Origin of the sequence: Gimesia fumaroli (genome assembly GCF_007754425.1) — a bacterium.
GTDB classification, from domain to species: domain Bacteria; phylum Planctomycetota; class Planctomycetia; order Planctomycetales; family Planctomycetaceae; genus Gimesia; species Gimesia fumaroli.
On sequence record NZ_CP037452.1, the window covers coordinates 780574 to 806450 of the forward strand.

The following is a 25877-nucleotide window of genomic DNA, read 5'->3' on the forward strand; positions in this document are numbered from 1 at the left end:
TTTATTCTGTGTCGTATTGGATCAGTGAAAAGACGTCGCAACCGTTCATTTTCTCACGCCCTTTCAGGAATGAGAGCTCAATCAGAAACGCACAACTGACGACTTCGGCCTGGGAATGGTTTGCCAGTTCGATACAGGCGGAAATAGTGCCTCCGGTAGCGAGCAGGTCATCGACAATGAGTACGCGATCATCGGAATGAATCGAGTCGGTGTGCATTTCCAGAGAATCGGTGCCGTATTCCAGTTCGTAGTGAAATGCCTTGGTTTCGAACGGAAGTTTTCCCGGTTTTCGAATCGGGATAAAGCGTGCTCGGAGAGCAAGCGCGAGTGGCGCTGCAAAGATGAAGCCGCGAGCCTCGGCTGCCAGGACTGCCGTGATTTTTTTGTCTTGGTAATAGGCTGTCAGGCGGTTGATGACTTCTTGAAAGACGGTTGGTTCAGCAAGCAAGGGGGTGATGTCGCGGAAGAGAATTCCCGGTTTAGGGAAGTCAGGGATTTCACGAATATATTTTTTCAGATTGATCGAATCATTCATTCTCTGGTTCAGCTTTCTGAGTTTCGGTAGTAGATTCCTCTGCCTGAATCAGTTCAGGCAGTTTGGCAAGGTTTTGTTTTGCTTTGTTGATCTCTTTTTGAGCCACTTCGTTCGGGTCCTGGCCATATAAGACGATGAGCGCTTTCCAGACAGCTTCTGCTTCTTGATATTTCTTTTTTTGGAATAAAGCGTCTGCATTTGCCATGGACTGCGTCAGCATGACATAACGCTTTGCGGTTCTATTTGCATTGTCTCTTAACTCTTTCAGCATTTGTTCGGCAACAGCTCGCATCTCTTTTTGCTCTTTGTCAGCATGCAATGCATCCACTAAAGCAGAGAGGACTATTTCAGCTTGCACAAGATTTCCCGCATCTCGATAATGTTGCGCCAGCATAATGAATCGCTGTGGTTCCGTTTGCGTAACAGACCGCAATTTGCGCTTGCCGCTCATGCCGGCTTCGGTGCGAGTAACGTAGACCTGAATTTGCTTTAATTTCGGACGTACCTGCGACTCCCATTTATTGGGATCAGATTCCAGCAAAGGGATTAGATATTTATCACGGGCGGTATACCATTCGGGATTTTCAGGCTGATTAAGAATCAGTTCCGCTTCATTGTACATCTCCTCCTGTGTTAACTCTCGTTCCTGGAACCAGTAGTATCCTCCCAGCACGAGGAGCAAGAGTATTCCCAACAGGAAAAACGTATTATCAAAGAGCCGACTCAGTCTGGAGCCTGTACTGTCTGCTTCGAGTTGTGCCCGCATTAAGCCCTGCATCAGGGTCCCGGAGCCGGCTTCCTGGTCGGACGCGGATTGCACAACGGTGGGAGTCACTGAAACATCGCTTGTTCCTGAGAGGGCGTAGGTATCCTCCGAAGTTGACATCTCGTATTTGTTTAAGACTTCCTGCAGGCGGCGGGAGAGCACATAGGCATCGGGAAAGCGTTTTTGAGGATCTTTTTCCAGTAACTGGCAGACGATTTCTTCCAGCCAGATGGGGAGATCATCGACGTAACGGCTGGGCTTATCGAACTGTCCGTATTTTTGTTTCTGGATGATCGCCAGCATGGTTTTCCCGCTGAAGGGAGGCTTGCCGGTAAGCATAACGTACATCACAGCGCCCAGAGAATACAGGTCGCTCTGTCGGCTGACGCGTTTTCCTTCCGCCTGTTCGGGCGACATATATTCGGCGGTGCCGATGATTCCGCCGGTGACCGTCAACTTTTCGGTGGCGAATAGCTGGGCAACTCCAAAGTCGGCCAGCTTAACAGTGCCGTCCTCTTTGAGCATCAGGTTAGACGGTTTCAAGTCGCGATGAATGATGCCGGCGTCGTGTGCTGCTTTTAGAGCCGAGCAGATCTGGATCGATATTTCGACAACGGTTTTCCAGTCGATGCGCTTCTCACGACGGAGTCGTTTGGTGAGCGTTTCCCCGTCGACGTATTCCATGACGTAATAGTAGATGTCGTTTTCAACGCCGCTGTCATAGAATTCAATCACATAAGGATTGTGCATTTTTTTCAGGGCTTCGATTTCACGGTGGAACCGTTCGACGAAGCCAGGTTCCCGTGCGAGTGCACTGGGGAGAATTTTGATGGCAACCAGTTGATCGGTGTGAACGTTGGTGGCGAGATAGACGGATCCCATACCGCCGGCGCCAATTTTTTTTCCGATCAGATACTCGCCCAGTCTGTCTGGGGCAGATTCGTGTTCTTGCTTGTTCAAGGTAGCTACTCGATTTTGAAGTGAATAAACGGTTGCTGAAGTGTGGCGTTATTCCGAGAATAACTGGTTGCAGATTGTACAGTGTCCGAATGCAGCCGGGCGTCTATAATCGCATCGGTGATTGCGTAAGTAAATGCTGGTATTTTCTATTATGGTTGAATTTATGTCCGATGCAAGAACGAAGGCGGTTCTGCTGATTGCTCATGGCAGTCGGCGCGATGCCGCAAATCAGGATCTCGTCACGCTGGCAGAAATGCTGCGGGAGCGAAATCTGTTTCCGATTATCGAGATTGCTTATCTGGAGCTGGCAGAGCCGACGATTCCGGAGGGAGCCGCACGTTGTGTTGCTGCGGGAGCCGACGAAGTTTTGATGCTGCCATATTTTCTGTCGGCGGGAGTACATGTGCAAAATGATCTGGACGAGTATCGAAGTGAATTCTGTACCACGTATCCCGAAACGCGATTTCGGCTGTGTGCGCATCTGGGCTTGCATCCGCTGATGCTGGAGATCGTGCTGGATCGGTTGAAACAGACAGAACAGGAATCAAACTGATTCGCAAATAAAAAAGGGCACTCCGAAAAGTGCCCTTTTTTTCTCGCAATGAAGAACCAGTTGTAAAACTAGTTCGTTTTGGTATCAGAAATTTTACCGAAGGCTTTGAAAGTGATAGGCTCACCACGTCCGGCAATGGTTACAGTGAACTCTTCAGAGTAATCGCCGGGTTTGTTGGGAGGCATGATCGTCAGCGGTAAAACATGGATTGGTTGAGTTGTTTTAGGCATCCGGATTTTGAATGCTTCATCATCTGACTCACATTCGATCTTGTTGATTTCGAATGGCTTTTTACCACGCAACACTACGTTGACCGTTTTTTCCTGTCCGGGAATCATCATTCCCAGTGAAACGACTTCGGGGGTAATCGTAATATCCGACTCGACCCTTGCTTCAACCAGCAGTGGGACGGTTGTGAAATTGACGTCGTTTGTTTTCAGCATGATCTGCTCACGAATGGGACCCAGGGGCGTTTTGGGTGACAGATTCAGTACGATATTATAATTCACGCGTCCGCCGCCACGACCGGTTTCGACGGCTTTCACAGTCAAAGAGGGGTCTTTGGTTTCGATGCCGGTGATGGCCCAGTCGTCACGGCCCGCATAAGCCAGTGCGACAGTGGTTTCAGCGCCTTTGCCGACTTCGACAGAACCGAAGTTAGCAGCTCCGGGGGTGAAGACAACGTCGGTTCGGATATACGCGGTAATCGGAATCCGGATTTCGGCATACTGTGGTGCATCAATGGTTACGATGACGTTCGAATCTTTACGTCGCTGGAAGCGGGCGGTATCCATTTTGACCTGGATATAGCCCTCTTCGCCAGGTTCCAGAATGCTTTTGGATGGTTCTGCTGCCGAGCAGCCACAGGTGGTGCGGACGTTCGAAATATGAACCTGATTAGGATAGATATTTTTAATTTTCAGACGGTATTGTGCGTCAGAACCACGGGCAATGACACCAAAGTCAATTTTGTCTTTGTCGAACATCTTCTGGGCCCATTCCTGGGCGAAAGAAGGAGTGGCGCTCAACACAAACAAAAACAGGCTCAGAATACCAAATCGGAAACTACTCTTTTTTAACATTATAGAATCTCACTTCTGCAAAAGTATTAACTTCGATGTATGAATAAAGTTGAGCTACTGAGATTGTTAAAAGGCAGGCGAGTGGACCGACTTTCAGCACACAACTTTTTCATCATTTTTTGTGCAGAATCCATTCACTAGAGACGTTTCACACTACTTGTAAAATCGGGCTTACATAAACTCTTGCCGTTGTCTGATATCTCAGAATTGGGAACAGTTCATCAGGCCTAAATCAGATCGCCAGCATTATAGTGCGTTTATGCATCCGAGATCAATTTTGATATTCAGAACATAAGCAAATGGCGTATGTGTGACAAATACATCAGTCGGCATCGACACTTTGGTGGTGGCAATTTAGTTCGCATACGCTGAATTGTCAATGTTGTCTCTTTCTGGACGGATCTGCTAGTCCTTGCCGGCGCAAGCGGATTAATCTGACTCGATTTAAGCCCTTTGATGCGGATGTTTGTGATGTCACAACTAGCTTCTGTAACACGATTTGAGTGAACACTGGTTGCATTCCTCTTTTCCAGTAAAACTGGTGAATCTAGACGTAATCGTTTCACTTGAACAACACAAGATGCTGTATTTTAACAGGTGTTCCTAAACTGGTTGATGTGTTTTTTTTGCCAGTTCGTAAGGACTCTCACAGCAGTTCAGCTCAATTCTTCAAAAACCGGCTTTCTCTGATTTCCCGTCCGCACGCTCAACGGGGAGTGATACGTTTGAAAGTAGAGTGTGCTGCATTTGAAGTCACTCTGACAAATACACAATGAGTGGCAGGCCAACATTGCGTTCGTCTGACAACTTGATAAGGGAGACGGGATGTCTTCTGCTATCAGACTGGTTTGATTCTCCAGGTGTGAATGAACTGGTTCGTTTCATGCAAAAATAAATGCGTTTTGTTTTAAGAGTAGATGAAGATGAGAAACGTCACTGTGTGATCAGTGACTCGAGAGAACTTCAGTTCGGTCTCATTTAAACAGGGAGTATTAGGTTAAAATGATGAACATAAAAACTGCCAAGGCAGGTCTGACCGGACTGTTGGTTCTGGGGCTGGTCTGGTTGGCATCGCCGAACCAGGTCGAAGCTGGTCACCACAAATGTGGTAAAGGTCATTGCGGTCGAGGTGGCTTGTCTCTGTTTCATTCGGGCAAATGTTGCAGCCCCTGGAAGTTGGGACATAAACATAAATGTCGAACCGGTTGCGGGGAAAGTTCCTGTGGCTGTGGTTCAGGTTCAATTGCAGATCATTATTATCAAGGAGCCGTCTATGGTTTGGGAAACAGTCCGCGCGTTGGTTGCCAGTCGTGCCAGTCGGGAGGTGGTGTTGCTGGTTTTAATGGGATGCCAGCCGGTGAGGGTGCATCGCCGCCGTTAGCCATGCAGCCTATGCCAATGGCGCCGCCAAGAAGGCCGACGATCCTGCATTATCCGGGAACAAGGGGGACGGCGTATATGCGTCCCACCCGCATGATGCCGGCCGATGGTCCTGAAGGCCACCCCCGTGATGCGGGGTTGGATATCTATGCACCTGGTGCGACAGATATTCGCGTGGTTGCCTTGAATCCCCAACGGGATGAAATGGTTGGCTATCGTGATCCTGCAAACGAAGATATCTGGGAATTTGTAACGAAGCGTCCTTTGATTCCCGGTATTCAACACGTTTATCAGGTGTATGCGATCTTTCCTGAAACGGGAAGAGTTCCCCAAACCAGACGGGTCCGTTTAATCATGGGGCGAATCGTTGAACTCAGTTACAAACCTTACCCGAAACACTGATCGCACATTGAAATGTTGTGCGGGGAGCCAGGAGAGTCTAGCGCCGATCTAGAGCGAAGACCTTCCTGAAATAAGCTCTTGTTCAATTTGATTTGTCCTGTTGCACCCACGCCCTGTTTTGAGCGCGGTAGTATTTTGAGTCATCAAGACTGGCTGCAGGTTAGCCAGAATGATTCGACTCAGCTATCATGTTCAGAACAAGGCGTGTTTTTTGTGACGACACGGCCGACTCCCTTTATTCCGTCGAGTGTTGAAGCAGGCTGATTTGTGAACGAAGTGGAATATCTGAGAATCATCTCAGGCCAGAGACAGGACTGGCGCGCTCAAACGCTCAAACCCTGTCTGTGGGTTTGCAGTCTGTTTTACCGCGCTGTGGTTTCGTTTCGAAATCGGATGTTCGACTGGCGGCTGCGCGCGATTGAGCGGCCTCTTGTCCCGGTCATCAGCCTGGGCAATCTGACAACAGGAGGCACGGGCAAAACCCCGTTCGTGGCATATCTCGCTCGTTGGTTTCAACAACAGCAGATTCAAGTCACGCTGTTGAGCCGCGGGTATCGTGCTTTACCGGGCGAAGTGAATGACGAAAAATTATTGCTGGATCGGCTGTGTCCTGGCATTCCGCATTATCAAAATCCGAATCGCTGTGCTTCTTCAAAGCAGGCAGTAAAGGAGGACGCACAGCTTTTGCTTCTGGACGATGGATTTCAGCATCGCAAGCTGGCGCGTGATCTGGATATTGTACTGATTGATGCCGTGTGCCCTTGGGGGCATGGCTGGCTCTTACCTCGTGGTTTGATGCGCGAACCAAAGTCGGCGTTACAGCGGGCAGACTTTGTGATCCTGACACGCGCCGATCAATGTTCGCCGGCGACTCTGGAACGTCTGAAAGTGGAAGTTGCCGAAATGCTCTCTCCTGATCGGATCGCTTGTGCTGTATTTCGACCTCAGGAACTCGTGAATGTTGCTGGTGATACTGAGTCACTGGCATCTGTTGCCGGGAAAACGGTATGGGGGTTTTGTGCGATCGGTAACCCAGAGGGCTTTCGGCAGACGTTGGAGAATGCCGGTTTCGTTGTGGCTGGCATGCAAATTTTCCCGGACCATCATCACTATTCGAGTAGCGATCTGGAGGGGATTGGAGTTGAGGCTGCCAATGCCTCTGCTGATTTAATTCTTACGACGAGCAAAGATCTGGTTAAAATTAGTGAACAAAAACTGTCTGAGTTACCGGTCTGGGCTGTGGAAATTGGTGCCGAGATCACAGAGGGACGCGAGGCTTTCGAAGGGATTCTACAAAATCTCGTTCAGGAAGTGTCTTCTGACTGAGCCTTTGTTCTGGTGTGATTGCACTGCAAACTTCGTTTTTGTCACATAAAAACAAATACATATCGGACTTGTGAGGTGCTTTGATCTGGAAAATTGAGGTAATCCTGATTCGGAAATACTTGATTTTGGGTCTTTGTTCTGTCATCCTGAGGTCAGGCGAGAGTTCACATAGTGACGTTTTCGCTTGGAGATTGATAATCTCACCTGACTTTATAACCTGCCCAAAACACGGATCTTCTGCATTGAAGCAGAATTCGTCTCCTTCCCCCATGATGGTCTTTTCAAACGAACTTCAAATATAAGAGGTGTTTTAATCATGCAAAAAATCAATATGAGCCAGATTTTGATCGCAGCTGTTCTGGTTTCCGGTATGAGTCTTCTCAGCCCGGCCACAGTTTCTGCAGAGGGTTGGGGATCGATTACGGGGCGGATTGTTTATGATGGCGATGTACCAAAGCCTGCCGTTGAGCGTAAAAAAGGCGATCCGACCGTCAAAGACACGGCTGTTTGCGCTGCTACAGATCACCTGTTTAATGATCTCGTGATTAATGCTGATAATAAGGGGGTTCAAAATGCTTTCTTATACTTGCGTAAAGTCAAAGAAATTCATCCTGATCTGAAAGAATCGAAAGAAAAGACCGTGGTCTTTGATCAGAAAGGTTGTACTTTCTTTCCACATGCGATGGTCGTTCGCACGGATCAAAATGTACTCGTGAAGTCAAATGATCCCGTGGCTCATAACACACATACCTTTCCCTTCCGTAATGAAGCAGTAAATTTCATTCTGGCCCCCAATGATCGCGTAGGAAAAGAAGTTTCCAATCCGATCGGTGAAAGACTGCCTTTCAAGGTGACCTGTGACATTCACCCCTTTATGACAGCCTACTGGTTTGTTGTTGATCACCCCTATGCTGTCGTTTCTGATAAAGATGGAAAGTTTACGATTAAAAATCTGCCAGAAGGAGAAAACGAATTCCGTGTCTGGCATGAAAAGGGGGGGTACATCGTTCGCTCATTGGATGTGGATGTGAAAGCGGGGGAAACTGTTGATGTGGGTGAGATCAAAGTCAGTCCTTCCAAATTTAAATAATCAATCTCTATGATCTGAGAGATTTACGATACGGGACACGTCCAATGGGGCGTGTCCTTTTTAATGCCTGGTCACTGTTGTCGAAGATGGTGAGGTCGTCATAACCATGCAAATGCTTCGTGGTTTCATCGCACTGCTTGTGTTGGGAGCGACTTGTTTCTCGACAGAGTTCTGTCTGGCGCAGCCGGAACAGCAGGGGACGCCGCCCAAATTTCGCGAAGCAGTTTCGTTAGATGTGAACAACACGGTACTCAAAAAAATGGGTTCCGTACGTGATTATCTGGCAGAGCAACAGTGGGAAGATGCGGTCAACATCTTAGTGCAGATTTCCAATGAATACGGCGACTCACTGTATCCGGAATCGCCGGGCCGCTATCTGCGAGTGTCTGAATACTGCCAGAATCTGCTGGCTGGCTTTCCGCGTGAAGCAATCCGCGTTTATCGTGAGAAAACAGATCCCCGTGCCAAACGCTGGTGGGATCAGGCGGTTACAGAATCGACCGTTCAGCCGCTGTTAAATATTGTTGAACAGGCATTGATGAGCAGTTATGGGGATGACGCCTTATATCGGCTGGGTGAGATTGCCTGGGAACAGGGTGAGTTATCTCAAGCCCGTGCTTACTGGCGGAAACTGATTCCCCCCGCCGCTATGACGCAGCAGAGTCAGTATGATCCGGGAGTATTTCTCTATCCCGATACCGATTTGCCGGTACCGTCTATCCTGGCGCGGCTGGTTCTGGTCAGTTTTTTCGAAGGAAATTTCGAACGGGCCGCCTTGGAACGAGACGTGTTCCGCAAGAACTACCCGGAAGCGATCGGTATGCTGGCGGGCCGGGAAGGAAATCTGGTTACGATTCTGTCTACGATTCTGGAAGATCGTGCTTTGGTATCGTTACCTGCGACGCGGTTGGAAATGCAGACGTTTGCCGGTCATCAAACACGGAATTTCAGGGGCGCAAAAAAACTGGACGTGGGTGCGATTGCGTGGTCTTTTCAGGTTCCACTTGGTTGGACTCAGGAGTTTCCCCGTAAACCGGCCTTCGAACGCCGGGTTTCTCCCGGGTTCTATCCCGTCGTGGATGGAGAGCATGTCTATTTTAACGACGACGAACGGATTTATGCATTGAACTGGAAGACTGGTCTGCCTGCATGGTCCGAGGGAGAACAGGCCAGCCCGATTATTTACCCGAGTGTTCCAGGAGGGACACCCCGACTTCCGTTTCGCCCCGTGGTGGGAGTGCCACGGTTTACAATGACGATTGCCGATGGTCGGCTTTATGCCCGCATGGGGTCTCCGGTGACATCGGTTGCCAAAGACGAGCGTCTGGGATTGTTTTCAGATCTGGTTTGTCTGGATCTCGATCAGGGGCAGGGAAAACTACTTTGGAAAATTTCTTCAGCGCAGTTGCGTGAACAGAATTTTGTCTGGTCGTTCGAAGGAGCCCCGGTGATTTCCGGCGACAGGCTGTTTGTGGTTCTGCATCGTGGATTTCCTGAAGTACAGACCAATGTCGCGTGCTTCTCGACCGCGACCGGAGAATTGATCTGGAATCAGAAAGTCTGTCTGGCGTTACGGAATATTGAAGAGGGTACAAACTACATTACGCATCTGTTACTGACGCTGGCAGAGGGGCAACTGTTTCTCTCGACCGATATGGGGGCCATTGCTTCGTTGAGTTCGCGTGACGGAAAGATCAACTGGCTGGTGACCTATCCCGGGGAAGATCGCGTTTCCAAGCACGCACTTAGTAATCATATGGAAACAGGAATAGTGCCTTGTTTGTATGATCGGGGAATTCTGTTTGCTGCCCCCCAGGATTCGAGTGAACTGATGGCCTTTGATGCTGACACGGGATTATTGCTCTGGCGACGCGCATTGCCACAGCAGGTGCGGAACTTGCTGGGGGTGAATCACTCCACGCTAATCGTCAGCGGCAACCAGTTGTTCGGTATTGATCGGACAACCGGTGCTGTCAGATGGAAGGTTGGCTCTCAAGACCCTGAAGGTTTTGGTTTTGGGCGCGGGGTTCTGGTGGGAGAATTTGTTTACTGGCCTTTGCGGGAAGAAATTCTGGTCGTCAATACTGAGCGGGGATCGTTAAAACAACGCATCGCGTTGCGGGCCCTGCATGGAGAAATGGGGGGTAATTTAATCATTGCCGGCCCACGATTACTGGTCGCTCAGCCTCAAAAGGTGACGGCATTCGGGCAATATGGACAGGTGCCGTCGGCAGGGGACGCAGAGAAAAAAATCTCTGCGTTGTTAACGAAGTAGTTTTCAAAGTGTTTTTGTTGATAGATCTAACTGTAACTTTAAAAACAAGGTGAAAGACATGAAGGTTTTGTATCGTAAACTCTCGATTTCCATGTTGAGTCTGGTTTGTCTGTGTGGTTTGTCTGCCAGTGTTTCGGGACAGGTTTCAGGTCCTCCGGGAAAAGTCGATGTCGGTGATCGTGCACCTGCATTTACTGCTAAGGACGACCAGGGAAAAGGCTGGAAATCAACCGATTATGTCGGCAAAAAAATTCTGGTCGTCTATTTTTATCCCGCAGATATGACCGGGGGCTGTACCAAGCAGGCTTGCGGATTTCGGGATGATATGAAAAAGCTGCAGGGAAAGAATGTAGAAGTGATTGGCGTGAGTGGTGATTCTCCCCGAAGTCACCAGTTGTTCAAGAAAGAGTACGACCTGAATTTCACTCTGCTGGCAGATGAAGATGGCGGCGTGGCGAAGAAATTTGGTGTGCCTTTGAGAAAAGGGGGATCCATCAAGCGGACCATTGATGGGAAAGAAGAAACTTTGACCCGTGGTGTGACAGCCGCACGCTGGACCTTTGTGATTGACAAAAACGGGAAAGTCGTCATGAAAAACACGAAAGTCAAAGCAGCCGATGACAGCAAAGCCATTTTGAAGCTTGTAAACAGCTTGAAATAGCGGCTTTCAGATACTGGACAGGCATGGAACTCACCTGCAAAAATCATGAATCGTACTCGACAGTCAACGTACTGACGGCATACAATTGATGATGCAGGTGAGCTTTTATTTAAAGTAAATCAAGTCGGAGCAGTATGATGTGTCGTATTCGTATGAGCAAAGTCTGGTCAGGGTTCGTTGTTTGTCCTTTAGGGGCGGCGATGATGCTGGCAGGCTGTGGTAATACGGAGCAAGCTGCGAATTCGGTGGCGGAAGCGTCGGCGCGTCAGTCGGGTGAAGCGGCTGCGGCTCCCGGCAATGAAGCTGGCGAAGGTCAGCCGGACTTGAGTCAGACCGAAGAAGTGTCCATTGAATCGGGCATGGAGATCGGTGCCATTCCGTTACCGTTTGATGTTGAAGATGTGACTGGCCCGAATCAGGGGAAACACCTCTGTTATCGCTGCCTGTATGGTGAGCGGCCTGTGGTCGGGATTTTTGTTCGTGATCTGGGTCAGAAGACCAAATCGCTGATTCAGAAAATCGATCAGGAAGTGGCTTCGCATCAGGATGAGAAACTGGCGGCGTTTGTCGTCGTGTTAACCGATGATCCTGCGTCTGCGAAGCCGGAGCTGGAACAGGTGGCGCAAGAGACAAAAATCAAGCATGTGCCTTTAACAGTGTTTGAAGGCGCTGTCGGCCCGGCAGGTTATAATGTTGCAAACGAGGCAGCAGTGAATGTCATGATCTGGGAAGGCGAAGTGAAAGCAAACCGGGCTTACCAGAAAGGACAGCTAAACGATGCCGGCATCCAGGAAGTCATTGCAGATACCAGATTGATTGTTCAAGGATCCTGATCCTGACGCGTTCCAACCGGAAAATGGATTTCGATGCACGCTCGAACTCTGTTTTCAATGAAACTATTTTTTGCAGGAAGTGGAATTTCTTCATTTGCCTATGTTTTTGAATACTCAGTCAGACAGATTGACCGGACAGCGTACCTGTTGCGTCTGCTTGGTGGCGATCGTGCTGATTTTACTTACCGTTTCGTCTACTTCCGCCAAAGCACAGGATTTGCGCAATAGAGGGTCTTTGCGGAGTGAGATGCTGGAAGCCGATCGGCATGCGTTGTTTCCTACCAGTCGTCTGCATTCCAAAAATTATCGGGATGCGTTACAGCTGATTCAGGAGAAAAAGTACTCGCTTGCCATTCCTGAGTTGCAGGCGATTCTGGAAGCGCCGGAGGACTATGTCTCTCCTGAGCGAGGATTGGAATTTTTCAGCCTGAAACAAATGGTTCAGCAGGTTCTCGCGGATCTGCCGGAAGGCGGGAAACGTTTTTACTCACTGCAATATGGTCCAGCCGCCGAACAGCTTTTGAATCGGGCTGTGGCGCAGGATGATATCACTCTGTTACAGGAAGTAGTTCGCCGTTATTTCTTTACCAAAGCGGGGGCTGAGGCCGCTTATACTCTGGGCGCGTATTACTTTGAGCGGGGAGATTTCAGGGCAGCGACGCGGCAATGGGAGATGCTCAGCGATCAGCATGATCTGGGGAAATCCAAAGAACCCCTGCTGACATTCAAACTGGCGGTTGCCTGGTATTACCTCGGAAACCAGGGGAAATGTCGTCAGGCATTGAAGAAGCTGGTCCGATTAACTTCCGGAAAAACGCTTGAGTTTCCGAATGGAACGAAAGTGACGCTGAATTTTGCCAATGATAATCCGGTGGACTGGTTAGCCGGTTTCTTAGGCATTCCAGACTTGAGAGCTGCGCAGGAGCAAAAGAACTGGACCATGTATCGTGGCAGTCCTTCGCGTCTGGCATCGGCGCTGTTTGCAGTGCCGTCTGCAAAACCGGTCTGGCAATACTCGACGATCAAAGATCCTGTTTTGAGCGATCAGAAAGAGGTTCCACAGCTTGATGTGATGTTGCAGAAGTTAGGCGATTATCGTCGCAAGCACATTGAAGGAGTCTTGCCGGCTGCCAGCCCGTTGATTGTTCAGGATCAGGTTATATTTCGAACACACCGCAATTTGAAAGCGGTTTCCTTAGCGACAGGAAAACTGACCTGGCAAACCACAATGTCGGATGCACTGTATCAGGAGTTATTGAACGATCCCCAGAATATGGATGAAGAGTCATTAGGGATGCCTCAGACTCCTTTAGAAAAATATCTGGCTCAACGTGCCTGGCAGGATTATACCGCCGGTCATTTGAGTTCGGACGGGAAGCTGATCTATAGCGTGGAAAACGTCGGATTCATTGCCGGCTTTTATCACTTCAGTCGGCTGGATCGCGACAATATACTAGTGCCCAATTCCTATAACCGTCTGATGGCCTTTGAAGCCGACTCCGGAAAATTTGTCTGGGAGGCAGGGGGCCCGCGGCTGCAAAAGCCGATGAGCTATTCCGGCCATTATTTTCTCGGGCCTCCATTGCCGCTGGATGGGAAACTCTATTGCCTGGCGGAAGAAGGGCGGGAGTTTCGTCTGCTCGTATTAGATGCACAAACGGGGGAAACACTCTGGACGCAGTCGCTGCATCGCAGTGAGTATCCCATCGCCCGTGACTTCACAACGGACCGCCGCCCGATGGATCATATTCGTCGTCGGATGGGATTAAGCCCTTCGTTTGCACATGGCGTGCTGGTTTGTGAAACGGGTGAAGGATGTACGGTCGGCATTGATATCGTGAACCGCAGGCTGCTTTGGCGAAAGGTTGATGTAGGGGGCGAAGAAATCACGTTGTACGCCGCCTTTGCCCGTGATTCCAACAACAACAGTGAAGGCTGGTCTGAATTTACGCCATTGATTGCAGGTGGGCGTGTACTGGTTTACTCGCGCAAACTGCAGGATCTTCAATGCCTGGATCTGTTCGATGGTCGATTGCTCTGGTCACGACCACGGCGGAAAAACCTGTTTATTGCGACCGTTCATGAGGGCAAAATTCTGCTGGTGGGCAACGATCGGATTGAAGCGATCAAGTTGAGTGATGGTGCGCCTGCCTGGCCGAAGTCACAGCCGATTCCTGCGCCCAGTGGTCGTGGGATCGTAGTCAAAAATACGTATTATCAACCGGTGGATACGGGGGACGTTCTCAGTATTCGTCTGGACGATGGTCTGATCCTGGCCCGAACCCGTGTTGAGATGGATTCGCTTGTCGGTAATCTTGCTGCCGCCGGGGGGATGCTGGTGACTCAAAACGAGACAGAGGTGGCTGGTTTCCGATCTGTGGAATCGATTCGGGAGCAGATTCGTCTTGCCGATCAATCAAAACAGCCTGCGGATCTGGCACTGGCGCAACTTCTGCGTGGCGAACTGAATCTGTTTGCCGGTGATGTGAATCTGGCGATGCAGAAGATTGACCAGTCGATTCAGATCAAGCCTACCGTTCGTGCCCGACGGCTCTATGCAGATATGTTACTGGAAAGTCTGGATCATGATTTTGATCAGAATCAAAACCAGATTGCCAAGATGGAAACATTGCTGGTTGATGATGTTCAGCGCAAGCGGTTTTATCAGATTCTGGCACAGCGGTATCAGCAAGAGGGGAATCTGAATGCAGCACTGCAAAACTATCTGCGTCTGTCAGAGTTGAAGGGATTGCTGGATTCAGAACCGATCAAAGGGGGCTCGTTTGCGCGAACGGATCGTTGGATTCGTTCGCAACTGGAAATTCTGCTGGCACGTGCCACAGAGCAGGAACATGCTGAGATCGATGAGTTCTTTTCGCGATATTACACAGAAAAACTGCTGCGTGCCAAACGGGAGGAACTGGAACGATTTCTTCTGTGTTGTGGAAATCTGCCTGAGGCCGAGCAGGTTCGAAAAGTTCTGGTTGAACGCTTAGAGCGTGCGATCAATGCCGGTGCTGAAACGGAACCGGCGTTGCTGCGTCGCCAGTTGATGCGGCATCTGGCAGATCTCAGAACGTCAAAGCAATCTGTGATGGCAGCGTTTGCGACGGCGAAGCTGGCACAAATTTATCTTGATGCGAATCGTGTTTCACAGGCGACTGTGTTGATGGACGAACTGGATTCCCGCTGGCCGAATGTGATTTGCCTGGATGGAAAAACGGCGCTCCAGTTAACGGCACAGTGGCGTTCTGAGTCGAGTTTCCAGGAACAACAGCGTGCAGAAGAAGACTGGCCTGACTATCCGGCCCAGGTTTATCGCGGTGAACAGTCCAAGGGGCAGAATACCGCGCGGCCTGTTGAGATCATCGGTCTTTCGAATCCGCTCTTTAGTAATTATCGTCTGGAAGTAGGGCCGGCCAAAGAGTTGCTGTTCGCCTACGATGGACAGGGAAAGCAGCAGTGGGCCTTTTCTCTGGTCGATGCCGAAATTGATCTACCTGACCAGCCTTATTATTCTGCGCGGGTGTTCGAGCATTATCTGGTTGTCAACTTCGGTTCGCTGTTTGTGGTACTGGATACGTTAAACCGGGATGTCGAAGATCAGCCGACGATGTTGTGGAAGCAGCGATTGATTGCCGGGCCGCCCAGTCTGCGAGATTATATTTCGATCGAGCGTACGGGAGTGGCTCCGGTATTGCGCGAATATGTCACACGGAATGCCGACCGCGAACTGTTGGGACGCATTGGTACGATCAATCAGGATTTTCTTTGCTATCAGCGGGGCACTGAATTGATCGCGGCTGACTTGTTAACCGGCGATGTTTTGTGGAAGCGACAGGGAGTGATTACCAGCAGCAGGCATTTTGGCGATGCGGATCGCGTGATTGTGATGAGATCGACCGAGCGTTCGGAAACACGGTATGTTGTCTTGAGTGGTCAGAGTGGAGAAGTGGTCAATGCCTTCAAGCTGGGGCAAGGCGAGTCTCCCATTTTTGCATTTGAGCGGTATATACTGACTATTACTAAAGAAGCGGATGACGTGCGTCATCTGAAATTGAAAGATCTCACAACGGATCAGGAAATCTGGAGCCAGTTTTTAGACAAGTCGTCGACCTACACGCTGGGGCAAAATTATGACCTGGTGATGATTCAACCAGATGGGACGATTTCTTTTCTGGATTTGCGGACCGGTGAGGAAAAATATGAAGTCAAAGGGAAACCGGCTGACAGTGTGCTCAATTTACTGTTGCTGGAGAACCCACGGCAGTACCTGGTTTTTGTGAGCCTGCCTTACGTTGCAAAAAAAGGAGTCAGCTTTCGTCCCATCGGCATGACCTCGTTTCTGTTCAATGGGATGGTGTATTCCGTTGAACGAAAAACGGGAGAACTGATGTGGTCGATGCCTCTGACTACACAGGGAATCGATTTTACTCAGTTCCTGGATCTGCCGGTGATCACCTTCGGGATTCGTCGTATCGAGGGGCGGCCTTCCAGCTATGGCACGCTGGTTGATCTGCAGGCGGTTGACCTGCGAAGCGGAGATGTGGTGCTGAAGGAAACGACGCGCAGCAATCGACAACGGATCTGGACAGTCCCTGATGTCGAGCGTAAAAATATTCTGATTGAACCGTTTCAGATCCGGCTCAGCTTTGAAGAATCACCGGTGGAAGCCCGGAAACCTGAGTAGCAACGAAGGGCAAAGGTACTCACGGCGTTTGTGAAGCTTAATAGCTTTCCCGGTCGTCATCATCGTCATCGTCAAAATCCAGATCGTCCAGATCATCGTCGCGATCGGGATGCAGCGGGTTGTCTGGTGAGAAAAAGAAATCTCCCAGTCCCATCGGCATCATGTTTCCACCCAGGCTCTGCTTACGTTTTTCAGACAGTGATTCAAGGTCGAGTGCATCGTCGCCGAGACAGCTTTTGAGTGATTCCAGCCAGACGACATCTTTACTGAGGGGGTGGTCTTTATCCTGGGCGGCGCGTTTCAATGCCAGACGCAGCACATTGATGCCGTCGCGGGTCGAGAAATCCAGCTTCAAGCTGTGCGACTGTTGCAGGAAGTCGACGGTTAAATCGAGCATATGTTCGTCGGCAAAAGGGAGATGATAGTGCAGAATCATTTTTTCATCTTCCCGGTTGGGATGCTCGAGCGAAATACTGGGTTGCAGACGGCTGAGGATATAATCGGGAATTTCAAACGTGGATTCGTCTTCGTTCATGGTGACAGCGCAACGGAATTCCGGATGTGCGGGAATGGTGACGCCGGCGACGATCGATTCAATATAGCGGCGATGGTCGAGCAGGGGAGCCAGGCTGGCCCATGATTTTTCATTCATGCGGTTGCCTTCATCGAGCACACAAATTCCGCCACGAATCATCGCGGTAACCAGCGGAGATGTGTGGTAGGCAATCTTACCACTCTCGGCGAGCACGGGAGTGACGAGCAAATCTTCCGGCCGTGTGTCCGCCGTACATTGATAAATATAGAGTTCCTGATCGCGCGTTCGCGCACCTGCGATGGCAAGCGACGTTTTACCGATGCCCGGCGTTCCTACCAGTCGAGGCGTCAGGGGCATATCTTTTTCGTCAATCACCAGCCAGCAGGCCAGAAGCTGTTTGAGTGCTTCATGTTGTCCGATCCATTCGCCGGATGTCTGGTCGGCGCGACCCAGGTGCAAGCCGACTCCGTCAATTTCCACTCGATGTGCCATTATCATTGATTTCTATGGTTGGTCAGTTCAATCACGGGTTGAAACTGCGACAGGCCTTCAGAAAATGTAGTTTTCAGTCAGTTATGATTATAGGCGTCTCAAGTCACTTCTGATAAGTCTGGTCTTCCAACTCTTCGGTCATCAATCGAAATTTGGTGAAAAAAACGAAGGAGGTGTTTTTTCGGGAATTCATTAAGTTCTTGATCTAAAAGAAGATAATGGTTTAAAAAATCAATCGAACACCTGGTGGTCAATTAAATCTTTTTGAGAAGTCAAAATAATGTTGGTAGAATACACAGGTTTCCCACATTCGATTTTTTAATAACGTGTTTTGCGTTATTTCATATCTGAAGTGAGAGCACACATTCTCAACTGTTTTGAATTCATTTCTTTCGTAGTGTGCTCCATTTACCTTGTGATTCTAAAAACGCCAATTTAGAAGGGGGTAGTGCGATGAATAAACCAGTTCTCGCAAAGGACATTATGGTCACGAAGTTAGTTACCTTAACTCCGGACATGGATGTACTGGAAGCAATTGGGATGCTATTGAACCATCGTATTTCAGGAGCCCCTGTGATTGACCCGGAGAATCGGGTGTTAGGCGTCTTTTCCGAACGCTGTTGCATGGACGTGCTGATCAAAGCAAGTTATGAGCAGCTTCCCTCGTCTCAGATCTTTCCCTTTATCGATACCGAGGCACGCTGCATTTCGGAGGAGACCGACCTGCTCACGATCGCCCAGATCTTCCTGAGCACGGCGACCCGGCGATTGCCAGTGGTACGTGATGGTGCGCAGTTGGTCGGTCAGATCAGCCGTCGCGATCTGCTGCATGCGGAAAATAAGAATCTACAGTTCCGGACGAACATCCCAACCGAGAAAAACCTGCTTTATTTAAGCGGTTTAATGACGCGGGATGAATCGCCGATTTCCTGATCTACTATTGAGGATGGGATAGAATATTACTGAGAATGCCTGATAAAAAACCAGCTGGACCCGTTTCAGCTGGTTTTTCTCGTACCTGACGGTTTGATTTTCGCAGCCGGTCAACTAAAATCGGGCCAGTTTCTGCTCCCGTTCGAGGGAGCCACAGGAGTGTGTTGCGCTCAATCGCCGTGTTTTTTTCACAACCGCGAGGGGGGACAGACTCTGATAAACACCGGTTTGATCAGCATTACTTGAAGATTCTATTCAGATAAAGCCAACTATTCGAAGGACTTGTAACATGGACCAGGAAGAAATTTTACTCGACGCGGAAGAGAGAATGGACAAAGCGGTTCATGTGTTGCAGGGACAGCTGCAGGGCATTCGAACAGGTCGTGCCACTCCGGGACTTGTGGATTCGGTTCGCGTAGACTATTACGGTTCGCCGACCCCTCTGAAGCAGATGGCCAACGTCAGTGTACCGGAACCGCAGCAGATTTTGATCCGTCCGTTCGATGCCCAGATGGTGGGTGAGATTGCGAAAGCCATTCAGGCCAGCGATATGGGCCTGGCGCCGAATACGGACGGGCGTGTGGTGCGGTTGAACATTCCCCCACTGTCGACAGAGCGTCGCCGTCAATTGGTTTCACGCGTGAAAGAACTGGCCGAAGAAGCCCGGATTTCGATCCGCAATATTCGTCGCGATGCGAACAAACACGCCGATCAGGCTGAAAAAGACAAAGTAATGGGTGAAGACGAGCGCGACAATACCAAGACCGACATCCAGGAGCTAACCAAGAAATTTGAAGGCAAAGTCAACAGCATGGCTGATGCAAAAGAAAAAGACGTGATGGACGAGTAGTACAGTCTTGACTTGGTATCAACTCTCACAAAGCGGATTCACAGTTGCATTTGCAAAAACATCCTCAGGAATACGTTGGATAGGCAACGTATTCATTATAATCACATTCTATTTCAACCTCTGTATAAAAAGAGACTGGTTCAAGTTTCCATGGCAAAGAAGACAATTGAAGACGTAGACGTTAAAGACAAAGCCGTATTGATGCGTGTGGATTTCAACGTACCTCTGGATGACAATCTCAATATTACCGATGATCGTCGTGTGCGGATGGCTCTGCCTTCCATTAAATCGGTCATTGATCGCGGCGGACGCGTTGTTTTAATGAGCCACCTCGGTCGTCCCAAAGGGGATGCCGGCGATGCGAAGTTCAGCCTGAAGCCGACAGCCGCCTGTCTTGGGGAGTTGTTGGGGCAGGAAGTCGGCTTTGCCACGGACACTGTGGGGCCGGACGCCAAAAAAAAATCGGCCGACCTTCCAGATGGTCAGGTGCTGATTCTGGAGAACCTGCGATTCAACGAGGGTGAGAAAAAAGGGGACCCTGAATTTGCGAGCAAACTGGCAGCATTCGGTGACATTTACTGCAACGACGCATTTGGAACCTGTCACCGAACGGATGCTTCAATGGTGGCGGTGCCGGAAGCCATGAAAAAAAGACCAAAAGTGGTGGGCTTCCTGGTAGCCAAAGAAATTCAGTATCTGACCGACGTGATTGCCAACCCCGAACGTCCGTTTGTGGCAATTCTGGGCGGTGCGAAAGTCTCCGACAAAATCAAAGTCATCGATAACCTGCTGGGGATCTGCGACAAAGTGCTCATTGGCGGGGCGATGGCATACACCTTCTCTCTCGCACAAGGCGGGCAGGTTGGTGACAGTCTGGTCGAAAAAGACAAAGTCGATCTGGCTAAGGAATTGATTGCTAAAGGGGGCGACAAACTGATGCTGCCCGTTGACACACACTGCGGCGACGACTTCAACGCCAACTGTAACAAAGTGGTTGTCAAAGCGGGTGAGATTCCCGATGGTTTTGAAGGCCTGGATATCGGTCCTGAGACCGCTAAAATATATGCGGAAGCTGTCAAGTCGGCGAAGACCGTGGTCTGGAACGGACCGATGGGCGTGTTTGAAATGCCTCCCTTTGATGCCGGGACAAAAGCGGTTGCACAGGCGATTGCCGACAGTGATTCGACGAGCATCATTGGCGGCGGTGACAGTGCGGCTGCGATTCAACAACTGGGCTTTGCCGATCAGGTGTCGCACGTCAGTACTGGCGGCGGTGCCAGTCTGGCGATGCTGGAAGGCCAGGAATTCGCGGCAGTCAATCTGCTGGACGAAGCCTGATTCCGATTCTTTGAAACAATTGATGAAGATAACTCAAAACACAGCCTGTTTGTTAACGGGCTGTGTTTTTGTTTTGAGAAGATACTCGAATCACAAGAGTGAACTGTGTAAACTGAGTGATAGAGTTTCTGTCTAATGATATGGGACGAGCCACCGTTTTTAATATAGCAATATTGTCACATTACCAGCGGCGGGGTCCCACTGTCGGCTTGTCCGACAGTGAGAGATTTTTAGCGACGTTCCATCAAAACGGTATCTATTATTAGGTGTCTGGAGTATTGATTGCGGAGATCAGATCGCCACTGTTGGACGAGCCAACAGTGGCACACGCCAGTCGAATATAGCTTGTAATTTTGAGTTGTTGAGGGAGCTGAAAAACACTGTTGGGCAAGCCAACAGTGCCACCCGTTGCTTCCTGAATTCATGAAAACTCTGTTTGAGAATGGGGAAGTGAGATGAGCGCGGCATTATTCACTACAGAAGAGATAAATCGGTTTCAGCAGGATGGTTTTCTGATTGTAGAAGGGCTCTTCAGTCAGGAAGAGGTGACTCTGCTGGGGCAGATTGGTCGTGCTGATCTGGCGATGCAGCAGGCAACGTTTAGTCGTGCGGATGGTGAAGGAGGCGCGGTCAAGCTGAGTGTGGAGAATGAACTGCGTGATGATATCTACGGTGCAATTGCCCGCAGTCATCGTGTAGTCGATCGCATGGAAGCTTTGCTGGGTGATGAGGTCTATCATTACCATCACAAGATGATTCAAAAAGAGGCCAAGGTCGGCGGCGCGTGGGCCTGGCATCAGGATTACGGCTACTGGTACAACAACGGCTGTCTGTTTCCGGATATGGGAAGTTGCATGATCGCCGTGGATCGGGCGACCGAAGAAAACGGTTGTCTGCAGGTGCTCAAAGGGAGCCATCTCATGGGGCGAATCAATCATGGCCCAGTGGGAGATCAGACAGGAGCCGATCTGGAACGGGTTGAGGCCGCCTGCGAGCGTTTCGAATTGGTTTACTGCACGCTGGAGCCGGGGTCTGCCGTGATGTTCCATTCGAATCTGTTACATCGCTCTGATCAGAACAAGAGCGATCATCCGCGGTGGGGCTTTATCTGCTGCTACAATACGCGGCACAACGATCCTTATAAAGAATCGCGGCATCCGCGGTATACCCCGTTGGCGAAATGTGATGATGGGATAGTGTTAACGGTGGGGCGGGCGCAGTGGGAACAACTGCAGTCACATCCTTCGGTCTGAATCAAAACGTCTGCGTTCGAGAACACTATGGCCGAAGCATCAGAACGACCAGACTGTGATCGGAGTCAACAAAGTGCGCTGATCAAAGAGATGGCGCGTGAGGTCGGCTTCGATCTGGCGGGCATTGCACCGGCGGTGACTCCAGCGGGGTATCATAGTTTTCTGGACTGGCTGAATCAGGGTTACGCCGGCGAGATGAATTATCTGGAGCGCCGTAAAGAAGCGTATGAGCATCCGCGGTATGTGATGAGTTCGGTGCAGAGCGTATTGATGTTGACGCTCAATTACCGGACGGAAGAGCCGCCGCCCCTTTCGGGAACCGAGGCGCGGGTTTCCCGCTATGCCTGGGGGACGACCGACTATCATAAGGTGATCCGCAAAAAACTGAAACAGCTTGCCCGCCTGATTCATACGCAGTTTCCTGATTGCGAAACCCGCGGGATTGTAGATACGGCGCCGTTGTTGGAACGCGACTTCGCACAACTGGCAGGCCTGGGCTGGATCGGAAAAAATACGCTGCTGTTGAATCGGAATGAAGGAAGCTGGTTTTTTCTGGCAGGTCTGTTGTTGAGTGACGAGCTGGAGTATGACGCGCCGCAAGAGACGTCGCATTGTGGAACCTGCACGCGCTGTCTGGAAGCCTGTCCGACCGATGCATTCGTGGAAGCGGGAACACTGGACGCGCGGAAATGCATTTCCTATCTGACGATTGAACTGCGTGATCAGCCGATCCCGGCTGAGTTGCGACCGGGAATGCAGGATTGGATGTTCGGCTGCGATGTCTGTCAGGATGTCTGCCCCTGGAACCGGAAAGCACCCATCAGTCATGAGCCTGCGTTTCAGCCTGTGGAGACATTTTCCCCCGTGGATGCCTGCGAATTATTGACGCTGGATGAAGGGGGCTTTCAGAAACGGTTTCAAAGTACGCCGATGTCGCGGGCACGGCGGGCCGGTTTGTTGCGGAATGCGGCGATTGTACTGGGGAACCGGGGAGAGGCGGCCGCGGTGCCGGTGTTGCAAACAGTGCTGTCGGATTCGGAACCCTTGATTCGAGGAGCGGCGGCCTGGGCGCTGGGACAACTGGGAGCATCTGAGGTTGCTGCTGTACTGGAGCAGCAGTTGGTTGTTGAGTTAGAGACGGAGGTGGTGCACGAATTACAGTGTGCCATTACGGAAATTCGAAACCGGGGTGAATAAACTCGAAAATGCAGGTAGAATGACAGGGGATCTCATGGAAAAGTAAAGGGGCTTGTATTACGATCTTCACAGAGATCTGTACCAGAAAATACATCAGTGTGCATCGAAATATTTCAGTAAGTGGGAGTCAGAAATGGGTGATCAACTTCTCGTCGGAGTGAATGGGGCCGGTGGTCGGATGGGACAGCGCGTGGCCGTGCTGGTTTATCAGGATCAGGATTTGAAACTCGGGGCGGCTTTAGAGTCTGACAATTCTCCGGTGCTGGGAAAAGATGCCGGTGAAGTGGCGGGCATTGGGCCGATTGGGGTTGAGATTCAATCGGAACTGACGGACCGGGTGGATGTGATCATTGATTTCTCGTTACCGGCGGGGCTGATGAAAGTGGCCGGGATTTGTGCAGAGCGGCAGATTCCTCTGGTGGCAGCGACGACAGGACTGACTCCGGAACAGCGCAATGAAGTGCTGACCGCTTCGCAGACGACGCCGCTGATTCTGGCGCCGAATATGAGTCTGGCCGTCAACCTGATGATGAAGCTGGTCCGCGAAGCCGCACATTCCCTCAAAAATTCTCCCGGCGGCGTGGATGTCGAAGTAATCGAACGCCATCACCGGTTTAAAGAAGATGCACCCAGCGGGACGGCGCTGCATTTTGGTGAGATCATCGCCGATGAAATGGGACAGACCGAGCACATTCATGGGCGGCACGGTCGTCCGGGGCCGCGGCCTACCTGCGAGATTGGCTATCACGCGCTGCGAACGGGCGATAATGTCGGCGAGCACACCATTGTGTTCGGCATGATGGGTGAGACGATCGATCTGACTGTCCGCGGGCATACCCGGGACAGTTACGTCTATGGTGCTTTGGCTGCCGCTAAATATCTGGCAACACAGGGCGCGGGCCTGTATACGATGGCCGACGTTTTGGGTCTAAATTAGACAACCTGTTTTGACAGGTTTTCCTGTTTTGCCAAGTCTGTGAAACAGTCAAGATTGGTATACACGGCAACCGATACAAGAAGAGCGCTTGCTGCCTTACGGTAGCGCGGGTTTCTCTTCAGTTAATGGACGGTGTTTTGCCGTATGACAAGAATTCAGGGATTGAGCTCGTATTTTACTGTCAATCAGATATTCACCCCTCGAAGGAACGAGAGATGAGTTGGCTTAAGTCTCTATTATTCAAACACACTCTGAATTTATTCCGTCTGGTGTTTGCGCCGATTACCCGAAGATGTGCTTTTGCCTTCAAGTGGAATCAGACAACGAAAGCGATTGCCGGTCTGTCGGCGAGCATTTTTTCGATGATGGCACTGCTTTCGTTTTTCGGATCGTTGGAAGAACCAGCGGCGTTATCTGAACCGGAAACGATTTCCCCGGAACTGGGGGCCAGCGATGAGCTTTCCATGGAGTTCGGTCTGGATGCGGCTCTACCGCTTCAGGAGCCTGGCCAGGAACTTGAAGCGCGTCCTGATCAGGTCAGCTCGATTCGACCAACCTCTGTGATTCGGGCCGTTTCCGTCGAGCAGGCTGTGGGAACCGCCCAGCATGAGGGAAGCGTATATCATGCAGTCGGTCAGCAGAATGCAGAAAGACGTGTTGTCCAGGTGGCAGGCGAATACCCCGTTTATCTTTCCAGAGAGAAGCAGCCAGTCAGCCAGTTTCAGCCAGTCGAGGAAGAAGGGGCAGCCTGGCTGACAGGAGAAATCGAAGAGATTGACGACGTGCCAGCGAATGGTGCGTTTCGTCCTTTCAGGAATTAAAGAACCAACATCTTAGTTTGGATGTCCTACGCGAAATCATTCCCGGGAATTAGACTTTATGTATCAGAGTTACTGGAATTTGCAGAGTGGTCCTTTCGAAGAAAAAATGGACACCACCTTTTTTTATGAGAGTCATCCGCATCAGGCGGGATTGCTGAAGCTGCAATATCTCATCGAAAACAGCAAAGGTGCCGGTTTACTCGTTGGTGGTTCGGGAATGGGGAAGTCGTTTCTGTGTCATGTACTGAAAAGCCAGCTTGCTGAGTTGCATCAGCCATTCGTGCATCTGGTCTTTCCTCAATTATCGCCGATCGAACTCATTTCATATCTGGCTGTCGAACTCGGTGCCGAGGAAGCAGGTATTGAGCCAGTAACTCCCGGCAAAGATCGAATTGTACGGGCCTTGCACAGGCAGTTGCTGTTGCTGTGTGAGCAGGGGCACAAGCCTGTGATCGTGATTGACGAGGCGCATCTGATTGTTGATCAGCGCATTTTCGAAACACTGCATCAGCTGTTGAATTTTCAACAGACGTCCGAGATTGATTTCACACTGTTGTTAGTTGGCGATCAGTTGCTGTTAAGTCATCTGCAGCGGTCGGCCCAGTTGGACGACCGGATTGCCGTACGTTGCCTGCTGAAACCATTTTCACCTGAAGATACTCGCAACTATGTTGAGCATCGCCTGGAAGTGGCCGGCCGCAATGAGCCGGTGTTTGATGACGAAGCCTATGAAACTCTGTTTGAGTTAACGCAGGGTAATCCCCGCAAGATTAACCGTCTGTGTGATCTGGGGTTGTTAGTCGGATATGCTGATGAACTGCCTGTGATCACGTCCGATGTGCTGGAAGCCGTTGCTGAAGAACTGGTGACGTCGATTCCTGACTAGACTGTGTCCAGTTTTACTGTAGCGTCTCCAAGGCTATTTGGACCGAGTATATTAGATTGAGGCACGCTATGGTAAAATGTGA

20 protein-coding genes are annotated in these 25877 nt (G+C 50.3%); 16 read left to right on the plus strand and 4 right to left on the minus strand.

Translation table 11 applies throughout. From position 1 onward, the window contains the following. Position 1 precedes the first annotated feature (1 nt). Both Enr17x_RS03040 and Enr17x_RS03045 read right to left on the minus strand, forming a co-directional pair. On the minus strand, positions 2 to 535 hold the full coding sequence (locus tag Enr17x_RS03040; protein WP_145305756.1) for an adenine phosphoribosyltransferase: 534 nt from the start codon (positions 533 to 535) through the stop codon (positions 2 to 4). Then, positions 528 to 2261, minus strand: coding sequence for a serine/threonine protein kinase (locus Enr17x_RS03045; RefSeq protein WP_145305757.1), 1734 nt, complete (start codon positions 2259 to 2261; stop codon positions 528 to 530). Before Enr17x_RS03045 ends, Enr17x_RS03040 begins: the two co-directional genes overlap by 8 nt. A 163-nt stretch (positions 2262 to 2424) precedes the next feature. On the opposite strand from Enr17x_RS03045, the gene Enr17x_RS03050 reads away from it, so the two are divergent. Further along, positions 2425 to 2814, plus strand: coding sequence for a sirohydrochlorin chelatase (locus Enr17x_RS03050; protein WP_232100929.1), 390 nt, complete (start codon positions 2425 to 2427; stop codon positions 2812 to 2814). A gap of 68 nt (positions 2815 to 2882) precedes the next feature. On the opposite strand, the gene Enr17x_RS03055 is transcribed toward Enr17x_RS03050, so the two are convergent. Then, positions 2883 to 3896, minus strand: coding sequence for an Ig-like domain-containing protein (locus Enr17x_RS03055; RefSeq protein WP_145305759.1), 1014 nt, complete (start codon positions 3894 to 3896; stop codon positions 2883 to 2885). 1002 nt (positions 3897 to 4898) lie between these two features. Here Enr17x_RS03055 and Enr17x_RS03060 point away from each other — a divergent pair. The 7 genes from Enr17x_RS03060 to Enr17x_RS03090 all read left to right on the plus strand — a co-directional run bounded on the left by Enr17x_RS03060 (position 4899) and on the right by Enr17x_RS03090 (position 16553). Beyond that, complete coding sequence (locus tag Enr17x_RS03060) at positions 4899 to 5678, plus strand: hypothetical protein (protein ID WP_145305760.1); 780 nt, start codon at positions 4899 to 4901, stop codon at positions 5676 to 5678. Between the two features lie 267 nt (positions 5679 to 5945). Beyond that, complete coding sequence (gene lpxK / locus Enr17x_RS03065; RefSeq protein WP_145305761.1) at positions 5946 to 7004, plus strand: tetraacyldisaccharide 4'-kinase; 1059 nt, start codon at positions 5946 to 5948, stop codon at positions 7002 to 7004. A gap of 316 nt (positions 7005 to 7320) precedes the next feature. After that, positions 7321 to 8094: a hypothetical protein gene (locus Enr17x_RS03070; RefSeq protein WP_145305762.1), complete on the plus strand. Its 774-nt coding sequence runs from the start codon at positions 7321 to 7323 to the stop codon at positions 8092 to 8094. Positions 8095 to 8200: 106 nt separating this feature from the next. After that, positions 8201 to 10369, plus strand: a complete 2169-nt coding sequence (locus tag Enr17x_RS03075) for an outer membrane protein assembly factor BamB family protein (protein WP_145305763.1) — start codon at positions 8201 to 8203, stop codon at positions 10367 to 10369. 58 nt (positions 10370 to 10427) lie between these two features. Continuing rightward, a complete protein-coding gene (locus Enr17x_RS03080; RefSeq protein WP_232100930.1) occupies positions 10428 to 11030 on the plus strand; it encodes a peroxiredoxin in 603 nt (200 codons plus the stop codon). A 134-nt stretch (positions 11031 to 11164) separates the two neighbouring features. Beyond that, entirely contained in the window at positions 11165 to 11863 is a 699-nt protein-coding gene (locus tag Enr17x_RS03085; RefSeq protein WP_145305764.1) for a hypothetical protein, read from the plus strand. Between the two features lie 169 nt (positions 11864 to 12032). Then, on the plus strand, positions 12033 to 16553 hold the full coding sequence (locus Enr17x_RS03090) for a PQQ-binding-like beta-propeller repeat protein (protein ID WP_198000940.1): 4521 nt from the start codon (positions 12033 to 12035) through the stop codon (positions 16551 to 16553). Between the two features lie 37 nt (positions 16554 to 16590). Here Enr17x_RS03090 and Enr17x_RS03095 read toward each other — a convergent pair whose 3' ends face one another. Continuing rightward, a complete protein-coding gene (locus tag Enr17x_RS03095; RefSeq protein ID WP_145305767.1) occupies positions 16591 to 17580 on the minus strand; it encodes an AAA family ATPase in 990 nt (329 codons plus the stop codon). A gap of 453 nt (positions 17581 to 18033) precedes the next feature. Between Enr17x_RS03095 and Enr17x_RS03100 the strand changes: the two genes are divergently transcribed. The 8 genes from Enr17x_RS03100 to Enr17x_RS03135 all read left to right on the plus strand — a co-directional run bounded on the left by Enr17x_RS03100 (position 18034) and on the right by Enr17x_RS03135 (position 25795). Beyond that, positions 18034 to 18513, plus strand: a complete 480-nt coding sequence (locus Enr17x_RS03100) for a CBS domain-containing protein (RefSeq protein WP_145305769.1) — start codon at positions 18034 to 18036, stop codon at positions 18511 to 18513. A 289-nt stretch (positions 18514 to 18802) separates the two neighbouring features. Continuing rightward, positions 18803 to 19363, plus strand: coding sequence for a ribosome recycling factor (gene frr / locus Enr17x_RS03105; protein WP_145305771.1), 561 nt, complete (start codon positions 18803 to 18805; stop codon positions 19361 to 19363). 150 nt (positions 19364 to 19513) lie between these two features. Further along, positions 19514 to 20701, plus strand: a complete 1188-nt coding sequence (locus Enr17x_RS03110) for a phosphoglycerate kinase (RefSeq protein WP_145305772.1) — start codon at positions 19514 to 19516, stop codon at positions 20699 to 20701. A gap of 455 nt (positions 20702 to 21156) precedes the next feature. Further along, positions 21157 to 21954: a phytanoyl-CoA dioxygenase family protein gene (locus Enr17x_RS03115; RefSeq protein ID WP_145305774.1), complete on the plus strand. Its 798-nt coding sequence runs from the start codon at positions 21157 to 21159 to the stop codon at positions 21952 to 21954. Between the two features lie 27 nt (positions 21955 to 21981). After that, a complete protein-coding gene (queG, locus tag Enr17x_RS03120; RefSeq protein WP_145305776.1) occupies positions 21982 to 23151 on the plus strand; it encodes a tRNA epoxyqueuosine(34) reductase QueG in 1170 nt (389 codons plus the stop codon). A 133-nt stretch (positions 23152 to 23284) separates the two neighbouring features. Beyond that, positions 23285 to 24088: a 4-hydroxy-tetrahydrodipicolinate reductase gene (gene dapB / locus Enr17x_RS03125; protein ID WP_145305778.1), complete on the plus strand. Its 804-nt coding sequence runs from the start codon at positions 23285 to 23287 to the stop codon at positions 24086 to 24088. A 215-nt stretch (positions 24089 to 24303) separates the two neighbouring features. Beyond that, positions 24304 to 24909: a hypothetical protein gene (locus Enr17x_RS03130; protein WP_145305779.1), complete on the plus strand. Its 606-nt coding sequence runs from the start codon at positions 24304 to 24306 to the stop codon at positions 24907 to 24909. Between the two features lie 58 nt (positions 24910 to 24967). Further along, positions 24968 to 25795, plus strand: coding sequence for an ExeA family protein (locus Enr17x_RS03135; RefSeq protein ID WP_145305781.1), 828 nt, complete (start codon positions 24968 to 24970; stop codon positions 25793 to 25795). The last annotated feature ends 82 nt before the right edge of the window (positions 25796 to 25877 follow it).